Genomic DNA, 17,177 nt, shown 5'->3' on the forward strand with positions numbered 1-17,177 from the left:
CTACGCTCCCCGAACGAGGGAGAGAACCGCTTGGGGATCCATAGGCGTCCGCGGGACGCTGACATTTGCGTAGGTATATTTCACCCGGCGGAGGGCTTCAGGTCTGGCGCCTGCGGTGGGCGCCTCCCACATGGTGCATTCGCGCGCCAGCGTTCCCAGTACCCGCCAGCCGTCACGGAACGTCTGCAGGTTCGACGCGCCGGAGATCCGGTCCAGCTCCAGGCTGGGGACTTCGGCAATGCGCAGACCGGCCTTTGCCGCCCGGACAATCAGCTCGGTCTCAATTTCAAAGCCGTCCGATTCCAGCTGAAGGATCTCCAGGCATTCCCTCCGAAACGCAATATATCCATAGCAAAGGTCAGAGTAGTTGCTATGCAGGACCGCATTGGCCAATCCGGTCAGAGCGCGGTTGCCGGCCTTCCTCAGCCGGGTCAGGTCTTCGGATCCTCCGCCCGTGACATGGCGCGAGCCCTTAACGAAGTCGAAATCGTGCTGAAGCGGGGCAACGAACCAGCCGATCTCCTGCGGATCCATGCTGCCATCCGCGTCCAGCATGACAATGATGTCCCCGGAGGCTGCGGCAAAACCCGAGCGGAGGGCCACGCCCTTGCCCTTGCGCTGCTCATCGACGATGACAAGGTTCTCGCGGATAGCGCGGGCTACTCCCACCGTGTTGTCCGTGGAACGGCCGTCCACGATGACAACCTCGTCCACATACGAGGGAATCCGGCGAAGAACCCACGGGATATTCCTCGCCTCGTTCAGGGTGGGAATGACGACACTGACTGACGCCCTCGGAGCTTCGAAGGCCAGCATCGGGAATGTTATTGGGAGCTGGGTTGAAATAGACAAATACCTCACCACTTCATGACGCTTGCGGATTTAGTCAACTCCGCACTCGGCTCGGAAGTCGGGCGCGGCACTAGCGCTACATCCGGTCATGGGTCTGGTCTCTGGCCCAGCTCTCATTCATTGCCATTGACTCTGGCCGTGCAAAGAGCCTACGTTGCGCTCCATGAGCTATCACGAGTAGTCAGTACTCGCTTTTAAGAGCACTCCCGCTGACTGTTCGTAAGTACAGGGATTTACCAACGGGCGAATTCTTTAGGTATGGGGTATTGGGAACACAGTAATTATTAGGTACAGGGCTGTCATTGTGCGCCTCATTGGGCGCTCCTACGCTTGTGGCCTAGGGCTTCTGCCGTCGTTTCTGTCGACGTATATGCGGAGTTCAGGCGTGACATCCAAGAACCCAGGAGATCAGCCATGAAGATAAATAGGCCCGTCAAGTGGCTAAGCCAGGCACTCGTCCTTAGCACCCTATGCGTAAGGCGGGGAGGTGGTCGCTCGGCTGGTCTTCGTCTACGCGGGTCGCGGAATCTGCGGCTCCATGCACTGCTGACAGCGCTGCTGCTTGCGCTGGGTGGTGTTCTGGTGGTGCCGGTTGCGGCGTCGGCTGCTCCGGGTGATGTTGGGGTTGAGGGTCCGTCGCATTCGGGGACGGGGACGCCGACGGGTACGAAGCGGGCGACGAGCGGGTTGTGGTTCAACGACGGGCTCTGGTGGGGGAACCTGTGGGACACTTCCAGCTCGGATTTTCATATCTTCCGGTTCAATGCCGCGTCGAGCTCGTGGGTCGATACGGGTGTGGCGACGGACACGCGGGCGAACACTCATCATGACGTGTTGTGGGACGGGACGACGTTGTATGTGGCGAGCTATCGGTTCGTCAACGACGGTGTGCCGGCTGAGCCGGGCTTCCCAACGACGATGCGACGTTACAGTTATAGCTCGAGTACGAAGACGTACTCGCTGCTGGCGCAGAGTCCTACAAACATCAACAACTACCGCGTAGAGGCCCTGACCATCGATAAGGACTCGACGGGTCGGGTGTGGGCCACGTGGCAGCAGGGGAACCGGATCTATCTGAACGCCACCGGCACGGATGGCAAGACCTGGGGCACGCCGTTCCCGCATCCTGCGTCGTTGAGCAACGTGTCTGTGGACGACACGTCGGCTGTGATCGCGTTCGGACCCGGCAAGATGGGTCTGATGTGGAGCCGGCAGGTCGGTGGCTCCACCGACGGCATGTACTGGAGCTACCGTGCCGACAGTGTCGGCGGAGCCCCGAACACCGGATGGAGCACTCCTGTGGCGGCGGTGTCGGGGCAGCGCAGCGCTGATGACCATATGAACTTGAAGTGGCTGGACTCCTCGGGTGACCGGGTTTTCGCCGCCGTCAAGACGTCGTTCACGTCGGCGCCTCAGCCGCTGATCCAGCTGTTGGCATTGAATGGCACGACCTGGTCGGCGCACCCGATCGCGCCTGTGTCGGAGTGCCCGAACCGGGTGATCGTCCTGATTGATGAGAGCACGCAGAGACTGCGTACCTTCGCTACCTATCCGAAGCCGAGTGGCACGACGAACGCCGGTGTCTGCACTTCCTCGGGGGGTGCGATCTACGAGAAGTCCTCGCCGCTGGACAACATCAACTTCACCACCGCGAAGACGGCTCGTATCGTGGACGCCGACCAGTATGTCCACAACGTGACGTCAACGAAGCAGAACCTCAACAGCGCGGCGCGGGGCACGGCCAACAGCGGTCTGCTGTTGCTCGCCGATGTGAACGCCACGAGCCGGTACTGGCACTCCTACGACCCCAGCGGTGGTGGTGGTGGTGATACGACGGCTCCGACGGTGACGGGTACGTCTCCGACTGATGGTGCGACTGGTGTGGCGGTGACAGCGAATGTGACGGGGTCGTTCTCGGAGGCGATGGATGCCTCGACCGTCACCTCGAGCACGTTCACGCTGAAGGCGGGGACAACGACGNCAGCTCTCATTTAGCCTTCGACTCTGGCCGTGAAGATGAGCCTATGGCTGGCCTGAGGCGCCTGTCACCAGTGGCAGGTACTCACTTTTGAGCGCCGGATATACGTTCCCTACCCAAGTACAGGGGTTTGGCCGCCGATCCGAATATTAGGTATAGGGGTTCTCATTCCGCCCATATTTTAGGGATTTGACCGCTATATGTGGGCTAGCGCGCAAAAGGGACTTCAGGTTGACGATTTCCAAGTGCCCGGGAGCCCCGATGAAAATGGCCCGTAGCGTTAGGTGTCCCGCCTTCCATACAGCACCGCCGACATCCGTCAGCGGGCGGACCGAACGCTGGGAGGCCCCTTCCGGCCAGATAGCCGAATTGGCTGACCGCGTTCAGGCCACGCCTACACCGCCGTCCGGAAGAAAAGCTCCGTGACCGTTGCCAGCCGGTGCGGGTCCGCCACGCCGCAGAGCTCGCGGGCGGAGTGCATCGAGAGCAGGGGCACGCCGACGTCGACCGTCCGGATCCCCAGGCGCGTGGCGGTCAGCGGGCCAATGGTGGAGCCGCAGGGCATCACATTGTTGGACACAAATTCCTGGTACGGCACCTTCGCCTCCCCGCACAGTCTGGCCCAGAATGCCGCGCCCGGCGCGTCGGTCGCGTACCGCTGGTTGGCGTTGATCTTCAGCAGCGGGCCGCCGTTCAGGACCGGGTGGTTGGCCGGATCGTGCCGCTCCGGGTAGTTGGGGTGGACGGCGTGGCCGGCGTCCGCGGAAACGCAGAACGACGCCGCCAGCGCCTGCCGCCGTTGGCTCACCGTTGCGCCGAGGCCGTCGGAGACGCGCACGAGCACGTCTTCGAGGATGGGCCCGCACGCGCCGGATCGGGAGTTGGAGCCGATTTCCTCGTGGTCGAACGCCGCGAGAACGGCGATCGGGGCGCCGCCGATCGGCCCACCGGCCGCGCCGCCAGACGCAGCAGAAGAATGCGCGATCAGCGCCGCCAGCCCTGCGTGCGTCGCGGAAAGGTTGTCCAGGCGCCCGGAGGCGAAGAACTCGCTGTTGGCCCCGAAAACCGCGGGTGGCTGCGTGTCTGCAATAACGACGTCGTACCCGCCAATCCGCGCCGGATCAACAGAAGTGCCGCCAGGCACATGCGATGCCAAAACCGCCAGCAGGTCAAAATCGGCGGGATCGCCCAGGCCCCACACAGGGTTCATGTGCCGCTGCTTGTCCAGCGTCAGGCCGTCGTTCACGGCACGGTCAAGGTGGATGGCCAGCTGCGGGAAGCGGAGCATGGGCCCGGTGGCGGTGAGGTGTTCGGTGCCGTCCAGCATGACCAGCCGGCCCGCCAGCTGAAGTTCGCGGTCCAGCCAGGAGTTGAGCAGCGGCCCGCCGTAGACCTCCACCCCGGCCTGCAGCCAGCCGAACGCTCCCGTGGTGGGCTGCGGCTTGAGCTTGAAGGACGGGGAATCCGTGTGCGCGCCAAGGAGGTTGAACCCTGTGGTGGGCCCGGCATTTTCCGGGACCACCCAAGCGATCAGCGCGCCGTCGCGGACCAGGTAGAACGAACCAGCCCCGCCGGCCCAGGGCTCACGCTCGTCCAGGCCCGTGAACCCTGCGGCGTCCAGGCGCCGGGCGGCCTCGTGGACGGCGTGGAAGCTCGACGGCGATGCGCTGACATACGCGCCAAGGTCCTGGATGTGGTCAACGGCTTTGGAGGCGGCGGCAACGGAAGGCGAAGGCATGGTTCCGAGTCTAGATGGTCACATTGAGCCCGGCGGTGTAGCCGGCCGAAGCCGATCCGATCATGGTGGCCAGCTGGTAGATACCGCCGTCATTCTTGAAGACATTGTCCGACTGCAGGGTAGTCCGCTTCATGTTCGCGATGCTGGCCTCGTAGCCGGGAGTGGCGTAGACGTCGTCGCAGGCGGCCTTCGTCAGGGCGATCTGCGATACCGCCAGCACCTGTCCGGCGGCGGTGGCGTTGCTCATGGACTCGAACACCTCGAAGTGGATGTGCGGCCAGCGGCCGGGATAGGCTCCGGGGAAAATGGACGTGAAGGTGACCTGGCCGCTGGCGTCCGCTTCCTGGACGCCGCGGAGGTAGTTTTCGTTTGCGAGTCCGGAATCGTACATGGAGTACCTGCCGTCCCGGTCGCAGTGCCAGGCGTAAACGGCCGCGCCGGCCAGGGGTACACAGCCGTTGGCGTTGTCCAGCAGGGTCAGGGTGAACGTCAGCGGCACGCCTTCAGCCGAAGCAGACCCGGTTCCGAAGCTTGAGGCCAGGACGTTGGGGCCGTTGGAGCCGTCACCGGGGTAAGGACCTGCAGTTTCCTGCGGAATCTCCACGCCGCACTCCGCGATCGCCCGGGTGAGCGTGGGGCTGGCGGCGGGTGTCGCCGTCGTAGTGGCGGCGCTTGCGGTGGCTGTGGCAGTGGCGGCCGACGTCGACGTCCCGGCTGTGGTGCCTGACCCGCCGGGCGTGCAAGCTGCCAAAGCGGCTGCCGCACCGCCGGCGCCGAGGAACATTCCGAGGGAACGGCGGCTGATCATGGTGGACAGATCAAACTCAAGGCCTCGGTCGTGGTTGGGGTGGGGAAGGTGGTTGCTCATGGCTCCATCCAACGCGCCCCGCCTATCCCCTGCATAGGCCCTTCCTGTGCGGAACCTGTGCGTCAGTAGGCCGCGCCAGCGTCAGTAATCCGGATTGCTGGGGACCACCAGGCCTGTCTCGTAGGCGTAAACAACTGCCTGGACCCGGTCGCGCAGGTGGAGCTTGGTGAGGATCCGGCGGACGTGGGTCTTCACCGTTGCTTCGGAGAGGAAATACCGGTGCGCGATCTCGGCATTGGAAAGGCCCTCCGCCATGGCTTCGAGCATTTCTGTTTCGCGCGGCGTCAGGTCTTCGAGCAGGGAATCCCGCGGCGCGGCGGACGGGGCCGGCACGGCTGCACCGCGGACATAGGTCTCCAGCAGCCGCTGCGTAACACGCGGGGCCACCACGGCATCCCCGCTGGCCACCACCCGGACGGCATTGACCAGGTCCGACGGCGCCACGTCCTTGAGGAGGAAGGCGGACGCGCCTGCCTGGAGCCCGGCAAACGCATATTCGTCCACATCGAAGGTGGTGAGGATAATGATCCGGGCGCAGGATCCGGAGGCCGTGATGGCGCGGGTTGCCTCGATACCGTCCAGCACGGGCATCCGGACGTCCATCAGCACCACGTCGGGTTTGAGGTCGCGGACCAGCCGGACCGCCTCGGCACCGTCGGAGGCCTCGCCCACAATATGCAGGTCTTCCTCGCCCTCGAGGATGAGGCGGAACCCCATCCTCAGCAGCGGCTGGTCATCAACCAGCAGGACGGTTATGGGTTGGGTTTCAGTCACGTGTGCCTTGCAGTTGAGATGAACGGTTGTGGGGTTTCCGCGGGCTCGTCGGCCGGCCAGGTCAGGACGGCACATACGCGCCAGCCGCGGCCGCGCCGCCCGGCCACCACGGTGCCTGCGTAGATGCGCGCCCGTTCGGCCATCCCCGCCAGCCCCTGGCCGGAACCGGGCCCGACGCCGGCGCCTGGGAGTCCTGAACCCGGCCCGCCGCCGTCGGAGGTGCCCGGACCCGGGACTCCCGCGCCGTCGTCGAGCACTTCAATGGTGACCGTGGAGCCGGCCCGGACGATCCCCACGTCCACACGCCCCAGCGACCGGCCATAGCGGAGCACATTCGTCAGTGACTCCTGAACAATCCTGTAGACCGTCAGCTGGAAGGCCGCGTCGTCGGGCAGCGCCGGGCCTGTGTGCGAGTAGTGCAGCGGCAGGCCCGCGGTGCGGAAGCCCTCCAGGAGCTTCGCCAGGCTGTCGCCGGAAGCGAGCGGCTGCCGTGGCGCGGTCCCGCCGGCGTCGTCCCGGAGTACGCCCAGGACTCGCCGCATGTCCGCCAGGGCGGTCCGGCCGGTCCGCGACAGTTCACCAAGCACTTCCCCGGCGCGGTCGGGGCTTTTCCGGACCACGACGGCGGCGCCATCGGAGAGGCTGACCATCACAGTCAGTGAGTGCGCCACGACGTCGTGCATTTCGCGGGCGATCCGGTTGTGTTCGTTGACGGACGCCAGGCTGGCCGTCCGCGCCGCCCACGCGGCGATCTCCTGCTCGTGCTCCCGCCGTTGCCGCACCGAGATGCCGATCCCGGTGGCGATGACGTTGGACAGGGCGATGGTGGCGCCGGTGGCGATGCTGGTCAGGAGGTGGAAGTCGCCGGGATTGCCGTCGGCATCGTGGACGAAGGAATTCTCCATGGGACCGACGGCGGCCAGCAGGTACAGCAGGGCCAGCGGCGCCGTGGCGGCGGCCATGGCCACCAGCGCGAACCGGCGCGTGTGCACCACGGCCACGGCATACAGCGAGAACCACAGGCCCGCCGAGACATTGGAGCCCCACGGGTGCAGCAGCGTGACGGCCACTTCCATCACCGCGACGAAGGCAGCCAACGCCACGGGGTGGGAACGCCGGAAGAACAGGGCCCCGGCGACCACGAAGAGGAGCGCCGCCGCCAGCCAGGCGCCGGAGATGATCGCGTCCACCACGGTCGGCGCCACCAGAAGCGCGTAGCTGAACACCACCACACTGTCCATCACCCGGGGATGCTGGTAAAGGTAGCGCCGGAGCAGGCCGCGGCGCTTGGCCGTGATCTCGGCAAGGGACGCGTCGGCCTGGCTGGCCGGCACGTCCCTCACGAGTGCCGCTTCATTCATGCTCTGAGCCTAGTGTCCGCCTAGACGTCGCGTTTCTTGAGCACGATCATGGCCGGTACCAGGAACAGCAGAACGTAGCCCAGGAATATCAGGCCGCCCTGCCAGGGATCGATGACGCCGTCGGTGTGACCAATGGACAGGAACCGTCCGCCGGCGTCGCTGGGGAGGTACTGGGGCACATACTTCCAGAAGTCACCGGGGATGAAGGTCATAAAACTCGCCGCAATGGACAGGACGAAGAACAGGCCCACCAGCACGGTGATTCCGCCCGCGGAGTTGCGCAGCAGTGCGCCGAGCGACAGGCCGATCAGGGCCACCCCGGCAACGTAGAGGCCGCCCGTGAAGACGCTGTACAGCACCCCGTCCGTGGACCAGTCCAGGTCCAAGCCCAGTCCCTGGAAGACCGGCATGGCGATCAGGAACGTGGCCACGGCGGCGATGGTGGTGATGACGTAGGAGATCACGGCGAGCAGGATTGCCTTTGCCACAAAGGCCGGTGTGCGGCGCGGGACGGCGTTCATGGTGGAACGGATCATTCCCGTGGCGTACTCGGAGGAGATGAACAGGACAGCCAGCGAGCCCAGCACCAGGATGCCGATCTGCAGGCCTGCATTGGGCAGGTTGTACAGGTCAAAGCCTGATCCTGGCGGGAAAGTCTGCGACATCATTTCCGGCGTCAGGGTCTGGCCCTGGTCCCGGGCCTGCCGTGCCATTTCGTCCAGGAAGGAGAACCGGATCAGGACCGCGAGGGCCCCGACGCCGATAATCGCCACCAGGGTCAGGAGCAGCAGGATGCGGGTGGACATCAGGGAGAACAGCTTGATCCATTCGGACCGCAGCACACCGGCGAAGGTCACGCCCTTGGTACCAGCGGTGGAACGGACCCGGGAAGTTTGGGTTTCAGTCATGGTGGTCATCGTCCTTACTTTCCTGCCGTTGCCGAGGCGGTTTCCGGGGCGAACTCGCCGGCGGGTCCACCGGTCAGGTGTGAGTGGTATTCCACTTCGTCCTTGGTGAGGTCGAAGTAGGCGTCTTCCAGAGACGACTGCTGCGGGGTGAGTTCGTAGACGAGCACCCGGTTGTCCAGTGCCACCTGGGCGATCTGGCGTGCGTCCAGGCCTGTTACTTCCAGGGTTTCGGGCTGGCCCTGGTCCACGGTCACGCCATCGCCGGACAGCAGGGCTGACAGCTGGGTGGCTGCGGATGTGCGGACCAGGGTTTTGACCTGGCGGGTGCCCGCAATGATGTCCTGCACGGGGGCGTCCGCAATGATTCTGCCGCGGCCGATCACGATCAGGTGGTCTGCCGTCTGGGCCATTTCGCTCATGAGGTGTGAGGACAGGAAGACGGTCTTGCCCTGCCCGGCGAGGTAGCGGACCAGGTTGCGGACCCACAACACACCTTCCGGATCGAGGCCGTTGACCGGCTCATCCAGGATCAGGGTCTGCGGGTCGCCAAGGAGCGCGTTGGCAATGCCCAGGCGCTGCCCCATGCCCAGCGAGAAACCGCCTGCCTTTTTCCGCGCCACTGCCTCCAGGCCGGTCATTTCGATGACTTCATGCACCCGGGAAGTGGGAATGTTGTGCGTCGCCGCCATGGCCCGCAGGTGGTTGTAGGCGCTGCGGCTGGTGTGGACTGCCTTGGCGTCCAGCAGCGCACCCACCTGGTGCAGGGGGGCCTTGTGATCGGCGTAGTGCAGGCGGTTGACGGTGACCGTGCCCGACGTCGGCCGGTCCAGTCCCATGATCATGCGCATGGTGGTGGATTTGCCGGCACCGTTCGGGCCCAGGAAGCCCGTTACCTGCCCTGCTTTGACGGTGAAGCTGACGCCGTCAACCGCCGTTTTGCTGCCGTAGACCTTTGACAGGCCTGTTGCCTCAATCATGGAAAGGTTCCTTAGAACAGCAGCCTGGTGGCTGCGGGATGCGGCGAAGTTTTCGTGTGTACGCTCCACGCTACCGACGGCTCGGCCGGATTTCGCCTGTCTCAGGGATGATTCAGGGTCGAATCAGGGTAGTCCGCACGGATGATCAGGGGTCCCCTCAGGGGGCGCAGGCGCCTTAGGTGCGGGGCGAGTAGTACGTCAGGGCACGCGGTTCCACCCGGATCCGGACGCTGCGCACGCCCGCCAGCGCCTCGCCGTCGACCGCCAGTGCCAGGGGGGAGCCCTCCGACTCAATCCGGACCTCGGTTGCCTCCCGCAGATGGGTGATCCGGGAGGTCGCCACCGTGCCGGTCAGCACCGACCACAGGAGCCGGAGCCGGGCAAAGGATTCGTCGGCGGTGATCATGCGGACATCCAGGACGCCATCGTCCAGCACCGGCCGCGACAGGGGCGCGTGGTCCCGGGGGTAATAGCGCCCACGTCCGATGTACGCGATCCAGAGTTTGTGCCGGACACCGTCCACGGTCAGGGTGGTGGGTGTTCCCGCGGCGAACGTCCGGAACATTGCCACCACGCCGGCCAGCGGTTTGCCGAGGGCCGGCTGCAACTGCTCCCTGCGCCGGACCAGGTTGGGGTACAGGCCAATGCTTGCCGTGTTCAGCATGACCAGGTCAGCCGTTTCCGGGTTGCCCGCCAGCCCGCGCTCGACGGTCACCATGCCGACGTCGGCCCGCGCGGCTTCACCCGCGGCCGCGGCTGCCACAGCGTCGTTCAGGTTGGCAGTCCCTGTGTCCCGCGCGAAGTGGTTGAGCGTTCCGCCCGGGAGCACCAGCAACGGAAGGGAACGTTCGACGGCGGCTGCGGCGGCGGTGCCAACGGTACCGTCGCCGCCCCACACGCCCAGGGCGCGGGTACCCGGGCGGGAGACGGCGGCCTGTATGGCCTCCTCCAGGCTCTCTCCAAGCTCTACCGTTTTTATATGCGCCTTCGGGAATACTTCCTGAAGTGCGCCTGCCGTTTGTTCCGTGAAGGAGCCGCCCAGTGTATTCACCACGATGCTGAGACCTTCACCGCCCGGCAGCTCCGGGGCTTGGGTTGCGGTGCGCGATACTCCGGGAAACGGTGGGCGGACGGGCCACCACTTACGGGTCACCAGCGCCGCCCCTGCGCCGATCGTCGAACCGAAGAACACATCCGAGGGCCAGTGGGCCCCCGTGTGGACGCGGGAGTAGGCCACCCCCAGCGCCGCCGGCGCAAGTGCCGCACCGACAACCGGCTTGACCAGGCCGGCGCCGAGCGCGAAGGCGATAGCGGAGGCCGAATGCCCCGATGGCATCGACGAGCTGGTGGGCTGCGGATGGACGAACCGGAAAACCGGCAGATGCTCAGGGAGCGGGCGTGCCCGCGGCAACAGGGTCTTGAACACCACGTTGGTCACCGCCGATGCCACCGCTTGGGCGATCAGCCCGTGCAGGGCAGCCCGGCGGGGCCTGCCGGGGAAGGCGGCCATGATCGCCGCTGCCCCGATCCACAGCTTGCCGTGGGTGGCGGAGGCGGAGAGGCGCCGGAAAAACTCATCGTGGTTTCCACCCGGGAACGACGACACGCCGCGGACTAGATGCCGATCAAAGCGGCTGATCCAGCCCGGTCCATTGCGCCACACTCTGTACATCTCCCCACCCTATAACCGGTGGGTTCCCTACTTGGAGGGCAGGACCTTGGAGAACTGGGGCTTGGAGGCCAATGGCCTCGCGGCGCCGGCAAGGAGCAGTGCCACCAGGATCGGGGCGAGGATCGCGAGCAGTGCCAGATGGATTCCCGTGAGGTCGCCCAGGTAGCCAAGCAACGGCGGGCCGGCCAGGAAGGAAACATACCCCAGGGTGGATACAACCGAAACCCTGGCGGCCGCATGCTTCGGATCGTCGGCGGCGGCTGACATTCCCATGGGGAAGGCCAGCGCTGAGCCCACGCCCCACAGTGCAGCACCAACCCCGGCCAGCCAGATGTTCCCCGCGAGCACAAACAGGCACAGACCCGCCGTGGCCGCGGCCATGCTGGCCCGGAGCACTGCAACGCGGCCGTAGGTGTCGATCACACGGCCGCCGAAGAGCCGCATCGCCGTCATTGCCAGGACAAACAAGGCGAACATTAGGGCACCGGTGGATTCCGAACTGCCCAGCCCGTCAACAGTGGCCTTGGCGATCCAGTCGTTTCCGGCGCCTTCGGTGAGTGTTGCGCCCAGGACCACAACGCCTATCAGCAGGGTGCGGCTGTCACGCCAGGCCGATGGCCCCTTCACAGCCGTCGGTTCACCCTCGACCGGAGCGGCCTGGGCCGCGTGGGGGAGGAAATAGCGGGGCGCCACGAGGGCTACCACCACCACCACACCGGCGATGACCAGCAGGTGCAACGGCAGGCCGACGCCGAGCGTTGACAGGCCCGCACCAATCAGCGCCCCCACAAAGGCCCCGCCGCTGAAGGCCGCATGGAACTGCGGCATGATGGTGCGCCGAAGCTTGTGCTCAACGTCCGCCCCTTCAATGTTTTGGGAAACGTCCCACAGCCCGACGCCGATGCCGAAGAAGAACAGCGAAACGGCAGTGCCCGGGACCGATTCCGCCGACAGGGAAAGGGCAATGCCTACCCCGGCCAGGGCTGACAGCAGGGCGCCTGCCCGCACCGCGTTGGCGGTGCCGATCCTCCCCACCACAAGTCCCGCCGTCGGAAGGGCCAGCAGTGAGCCGACGGCGATGCACAGCAGAAGCGTGCCCATCTGGCCGGAGGTCAGGTGCAGCGTCTCGGTGACGGCGGGGATCCTGGCGGCCCAGCTGGCAAAGACGAAGCCGTTGATTCCAAAGACCACAAAAGTGGCGGCGGCTGCTGCCCTGAGGGACGGTCCGGCCGTCGTGCTGGTGTTGATGCTCATGCTTTGACTACTTCCACCGAGATCTTGTTGAGGTGTGCGAGTTCGTCCGCACTCAGGTCTTTGTCCGTAACTATCACGTTCACTGCGTCCAAGGGGGCAACCAGGGCCATCGCGGTGGCATTCCATTTGGCGCCGGCGCAGGCAACAATCACCCGCGCCGCGGATTCGAGTCCGGCCCGCTTTACTGCGGCGTCCTCCAAATCATGGGCCAGGAGACCGTCCCTGAGGTTCAGGGCGCAGGGGGTGACTACCGCCGTGTCGAAGCGCAGGGACCGGATATTGGCTTCCGCGAGCGGGCCGCGGAAGGAGAGCTCGCCGGGAACCAGGCTTCCGCCCGGGAGCAGCAGGGCGGGACGCTGGCCGGCATGCGGGTCGTCGTCGGTGACCGTCGTCAGGGAGCGCATGGACATGGGCATCAGCGTCAGTTCGCGCCCACGGAGGACGCGGGCAATTTCCGTGGCTGTGGTGCCGCTGTCCAGCCACACGTGTTCGCGATCTCCCAGCAGGCCTGCCACGGCGGCGGCGATCCTGGCCTTCACGCCCTGGTCTTCGAGTTCGCGCTGGCCGTAGCCCGGGTTTTCGCCGCCGGCAATGAGGCTCCTGGCACCGCCATGGACCCGACGCAGCACTCCATGCGATGCGAGCAGCTCGAGGTCGCGGCGGATGGTGGCGCCCGATGCGTCGCACGCCTGGGTCAGCTCTTCCACCGAGACTTCGGCCTGGTGGCGAAGCAGCTCCCCGATCAGGCGGTGCCGCTCTTCAGTCTTCATGCTCATATGATAGCAATTTATGATCATATGCACAGAGCACCACCCGACGCTCTCTCACTTAACGCAGGAAAATCACCAACGCTCTCTCACTCTCCTCAAGAAAGTGAGAGAGCGTCGGCCGGAAACCTGCAGGAAGTGAGAGAGCGTCAGCGGGCGCGCTCAACCCGCTTTTCGTCCCACACAGGCTCGGCGGATTCGTAGACGCGGCCGTCGGAACCGAACACCAGGAACCTGTCGAAGGTGCGGGCGAACCAGCGGTCGTGGGTGACTGCCAGGACGGTTCCCTCGAAGTGGTCGATGGCTTTTTCCAGTGCCTCGGCCGAATGCAGGTCCAGGTTGTCCGTGGGCTCATCCAACAGCAGGAGCGTGGCGCCGGAGAGCTGTAGCAGCAGGATCTGGAACCGCGCCTGCTGGCCGCCAGAGAGCGATTCGTACTTCTGCTCCGACTGCGACGCCAGGCCGTAGCCGTCCAATGCGCCGGCGGCTGCCTCCCGGCCCAGGCCGGACCGGTGCTCGTCGCCGCGGTGCAGGATCTCCAGCAGGGTCTTGCCCAGGAGGTCGGGCCGGACGTGGGTCTGGGCGAAGAAGCCGGGCCGGATACGGGCGCCGAGTTTCACGGTCCCCTCGTGCGGCACTTCAGCAATATCGACGTCGGACACGGGAAGGTGCTCCCGTTCCGGGTCCGTCCCGCCCGTGGCGAGCAGGCGCAGGAAGTGGCTCTTGCCGGAGCCGTTGGAGCCGAGCACACCCACGCGGTCCCCGAACCACACCTCGGTGGAGAACGGCTTCATCAACCCGGTCAGTTCCAGTTTCTCAGCCACAACGGCCCGCTTGGCGGTCCGGCCACCCTTCAGGCGCATGCGCACGTTCTGCTCGATCGGCAATGCTTCCGGCGGGCCGGCCTCGAGGAACTTGGCCAGGCGAGTCTGGGCGGCCTGGTAGCGGTTGGCCATGTCGGAGCGGAAGGCGGCCTTGTTTTTGTACATGTTGACGAGTTCCTTGAGCTTCACGTGCTCCTCGTCCCAGCGCTTGCGGAGCTCCTCGAAGCGGGCGTTCCGGTCAGCGCGGGCGTCCACGTAGGATCCAAAGCCGCCGCCGTGCACCCAGGCGCCGGCTCCGTTGATGCCCGGCTCAAGGGTCACGATGCGGCCGGCGGCATTGTTGAGCAGCTCGCGGTCGTGGCTGATGAAGAAGACAGTCTTTTTGGACTCGTTGAGCTTGTCCTCAAGCCAGCGCTTGCCGGGCACATCGAGGTAGTTGTCCGGTTCGTCCAGGAGCAGGAGTTGGTCAGGTCCGGCAAACAGGGCCTCCAGCACCAGCCGCTTCTGCTCGCCGCCGGAAAGGCTCGACGCCGGGCGGTGCTGTGCGCGGTCAAAGGGCAGTCCCAGCGCGGCCATGCAGACCTCGTCCCAGACAGTCTCCACGTCATAACCGCCGGCATCTCCCCAGTCCACGATGGCCTGCGCGTACCGCATCTGGCTGGGCTCGTTGTCGTGCTCCACCATCGCGAGCTCGGCCTCGTCCACCTCCCTGGCCGCGGCGGCCAGGGCCGGCGGAGCGGCGGATACCAGCAGATCTCGGACGGTGGAATCGTCCCGGACCTGGCCCACGAACTGGCGCATGATGCCCATGTTTCCGGAGCGCCCGATCACACCTTCGTCCGGTACGAGGTCGCCGGAAATGATCCGGAAGAGGGTGGTCTTGCCCGTGCCGTTGGGGCCGATCAGGGCGGTTTTGGTACCGTCCGGGACCTTGAAAGTCACGCCGTTGAGCAGCTGGGTGCCATCGGAGAGGAAGTAGTCAATGCCGGAAATGTCTATGTGGGCCACGCCATCAATCTTCCCACGCCCGCCCTACCCGGGTTTTTGTCCAGATAATCGGCCTTCGAGGCAGTTCGGCGCGCATTATCTAGACAAAACTGGGGGACCTAGCCGGCGGCGGTCAGGAACTGCTTGAGCAGCGGCCCGGACGTGGTGGCTCCGAGGCCGCCGTCCTCGACGAACACGGCCACCGCCATGTCACCGTGGACGGCCACAATCCAGGCGTGCGTCTTGGGCGGGTTCTCCTTGCCGAACTCCGCCGTGCCGGTCTTGGCGCCCACCGGCGCGCCCGGAACGGTGGACAGGAAACCCGCGTGGCCGGACGTGACTACAGCCCGCATCATGTCGGACAGCGCCGCGGCCTCGGCGGCGGTGATGGGCTGGCCGGACGCCTTGGACGGTGCCTCCGGCGTAACGGTCGACGACGGCGACGCGCCCTCCGCGGTCGTCTCGTCGGAGGTGTCTGCCGCGGCAGCCCCGGCGTCGGGGTTCAGGACCAGCTGCGGTGAGACGGGGGATCCCTTGCCCACGGAACCGGCCATGATGGCCGCTGCCAGCGGGGACAGGAGCACCTTGCCCTGGCCGATCATCGAGGCGGCATGTTCGGTGCCCGCCGCGTCGCCCGGAACGGACCCCAGGAAGGCCGCGGCGCCCAGCGCGGGGGCCTCCACCGCCACGCCCATGGCGACGGCAGCAGCCTCGAGCTGGGCCTGAGTGACTGTGTCGCGCGCAGCGATGAACGCCGTGTTGCACGAGTGGGCAAAGGCATCGCGGAGTGCCACGGACCCCAGAGACGTTTCCGGGTAACCTTCCGCGTTCTTGAACGTCCGGCCGTCCACGGTAAGGGTGGGTGTGCATTCCACCTTCGAATCGGGCGTCAGGCCGTTGCGGAGCATGGCAAGCGAATCGACGATCTTGAAGGTTGACCCGGGCGCGTACTGGCCCAGCATGGCCGTGTTGTAGCCGTTGCTTCCCGGGCCTGAGGCCGCGGCGAGAACGGCCCCCGTGGAGGGGCGGAGCGCCACGATGGCCGACGCCGGACCTACACCGGCAAGGGTGCTCTCGGCGAGTGACTGGAGGTTCGGATCAAGGGTGGTTTTCAGCGGCGTGCCCGGTGTCGGGGCCATCTCGAAGACCACCCTGCGGGGATCCGTTCCGGCGGCCTGGATCTGTTCGCGGGTCAGGTCGGCCCGCTGGGCACGGATCACCACGGCGTCTGTGCCGCGGAGCTGCGCGTCGTACTGCTGCTGGAGCCCGCCGATGCCAGTCACGTCGCCGGCGGTCAGGACGCCGTCGGACGCCTCGATCTGCTCGGCCGTGGCCTCGCCGACGGTGCCGAGGACTGCCCTTGCGAATGTGCGGCTGGGTGCCAGCGGCTGGGCTTCCGGGATGGCGCGGGCACCGGGAATGGCCGTGATCTGCGCGTCCGTGACGGTGCGGCCCTCATCACGGAGAGTGATGGCCCGGACGAACGCCTCGGCGCCGGAGGCCGCAACCTGTTGGGCGTAGGCGGCGGGATCCACGCCCACCAGTTCGGCCAGTTTGGTGGCTGACGTGGCGGCGTCCGCGGATCCCAGAAGCAGTCTGTCGATCCCCACGTTGACCACGGGACGGTACGTGACCAGCTTCGCGTCACCTGCGCCCAGGATGTCGGCGCGTTGCGGCGACTGGGTGCCCTTGCTGAGGATTTCGTTGTCGGCGAGTCCGGGGACCAGAGCTGCCGGGTTCCAGACCGCGAGCCATTTGTCCCCTGACTTCGTGAACTCTGCGGAGACCGTGTATTTCCACTCGCCGGTGCCGATTTTCCAGGTGTAGTCCAGCGGGACGGTTGCAGTGTCGCCGTCCAGGGTGAGCTCGCCGGTCGCCACTGTGGGCTTGTCCGGCTCCAGGGCCTTGAAAACGTCCTGGACCTGTTGCTTGGCCACCCGGGAGTCCTTGCCATCAAAGGCGACCGAGCCGACGTCGAGCGTGGAAAGAGCGGACGCAAACTGCTTGGCCGCGCTTTCGGCAGCCCCTCTGCCGTCGTCGCAGGCAACCAAGGAGGCGCCGAGGATGAGTCCAGCTATGGCAAGCGATAGTTTCTTTGAGTTCCCCACGGCGCTATTATGCCCCGATTTGGAACGCGCTTGCTGTCACCCATCCCGCGCGAACGGACACTTGGCGCCCCAATGATTTGCGCGAAAGGACACTTGAGGACCGCTGCCA

Annotated in this window: 13 protein-coding genes; 1 reads left to right on the top strand and 12 read right to left on the bottom strand. The window is 65.9% G+C overall.

Going from position 1 to position 17,177, the window contains the following annotated elements:
- The gene (locus ACX80M_RS11350) at positions 1-816 is read right to left on the bottom strand and encodes a glycosyltransferase family 2 protein (protein WP_252600823.1); all 816 of its coding nucleotides are present in this window, start codon (positions 814-816) and stop codon (positions 1-3) included.
- Positions 817-2,190: 1,374 nt separating this feature from the next.
- On the opposite strand from ACX80M_RS11350, the gene ACX80M_RS11355 reads away from it, so the two are divergent.
- On the top strand, positions 2,191-2,847 hold the full coding sequence (locus ACX80M_RS11355) for an Ig-like domain-containing domain (protein ID WP_459309735.1): 657 nt from the start codon (positions 2,191-2,193) through the stop codon (positions 2,845-2,847).
- A gap of 377 nt (positions 2,848-3,224) precedes the next feature.
- Here the strand turns inward: ACX80M_RS11355 and ACX80M_RS11360 are convergent, their stop codons facing one another.
- The 11 genes from ACX80M_RS11360 to ACX80M_RS11410 all read right to left on the bottom strand — a co-directional run bounded on the left by ACX80M_RS11360 (position 3,225) and on the right by ACX80M_RS11410 (position 17,068).
- Positions 3,225-4,568 carry a M18 family aminopeptidase gene (locus ACX80M_RS11360; protein ID WP_459309694.1) on the bottom strand — a complete coding sequence of 448 codons (1,344 nt, stop codon included), beginning with the start codon at positions 4,566-4,568 and terminating at the stop codon, positions 3,225-3,227.
- A 10-nt stretch (positions 4,569-4,578) separates the two neighbouring features.
- The gene (locus ACX80M_RS11365; protein WP_459309696.1) at positions 4,579-5,436 is read right to left on the bottom strand and encodes an intradiol ring-cleavage dioxygenase; all 858 of its coding nucleotides are present in this window, start codon (positions 5,434-5,436) and stop codon (positions 4,579-4,581) included.
- A gap of 81 nt (positions 5,437-5,517) precedes the next feature.
- Positions 5,518-6,210 (bottom strand): response regulator, encoded by a 693-nt coding sequence (locus tag ACX80M_RS11370; RefSeq protein WP_252614812.1) that lies wholly within the window; start codon positions 6,208-6,210, stop codon positions 5,518-5,520.
- Complete coding sequence (locus ACX80M_RS11375) at positions 6,207-7,571, bottom strand: sensor histidine kinase (RefSeq protein WP_459309698.1); 1,365 nt, start codon at positions 7,569-7,571, stop codon at positions 6,207-6,209. The genes ACX80M_RS11370 and ACX80M_RS11375 overlap by 4 nt, the downstream gene beginning before the upstream one ends.
- A 20-nt stretch (positions 7,572-7,591) precedes the next feature.
- Complete coding sequence (locus tag ACX80M_RS11380) at positions 7,592-8,479, bottom strand: ABC transporter permease (RefSeq protein WP_248763448.1); 888 nt, start codon at positions 8,477-8,479, stop codon at positions 7,592-7,594.
- Between the two features lie 14 nt (positions 8,480-8,493).
- On the bottom strand, positions 8,494-9,456 hold the full coding sequence (locus ACX80M_RS11385) for an ABC transporter ATP-binding protein (RefSeq protein WP_459309699.1): 963 nt from the start codon (positions 9,454-9,456) through the stop codon (positions 8,494-8,496).
- 175 nt (positions 9,457-9,631) lie between these two features.
- Positions 9,632-11,128 (bottom strand): phosphatase PAP2 family protein, encoded by a 1,497-nt coding sequence (locus ACX80M_RS11390; RefSeq protein WP_459309701.1) that lies wholly within the window; start codon positions 11,126-11,128, stop codon positions 9,632-9,634.
- 27 nt (positions 11,129-11,155) lie between these two features.
- Positions 11,156-12,382: an MFS transporter gene (locus tag ACX80M_RS11395; RefSeq protein WP_252614806.1), complete on the bottom strand. Its 1,227-nt coding sequence runs from the start codon at positions 12,380-12,382 to the stop codon at positions 11,156-11,158.
- On the bottom strand, positions 12,379-13,152 hold the full coding sequence (locus tag ACX80M_RS11400; protein WP_252611290.1) for a DeoR/GlpR family DNA-binding transcription regulator: 774 nt from the start codon (positions 13,150-13,152) through the stop codon (positions 12,379-12,381). Before ACX80M_RS11400 ends, ACX80M_RS11395 begins: the two co-directional genes overlap by 4 nt.
- A gap of 146 nt (positions 13,153-13,298) precedes the next feature.
- Positions 13,299-14,981 (bottom strand): ABC-F family ATP-binding cassette domain-containing protein, encoded by a 1,683-nt coding sequence (locus ACX80M_RS11405; protein ID WP_252600847.1) that lies wholly within the window; start codon positions 14,979-14,981, stop codon positions 13,299-13,301.
- Between the two features lie 98 nt (positions 14,982-15,079).
- On the bottom strand, positions 15,080-17,068 hold the full coding sequence (locus tag ACX80M_RS11410) for a penicillin-binding transpeptidase domain-containing protein (protein WP_459309704.1): 1,989 nt from the start codon (positions 17,066-17,068) through the stop codon (positions 15,080-15,082).
- Positions 17,069-17,177 lie beyond the last annotated feature (109 nt).

This window comes from Pseudarthrobacter sp. MDT1-22, assembly GCF_054511035.1.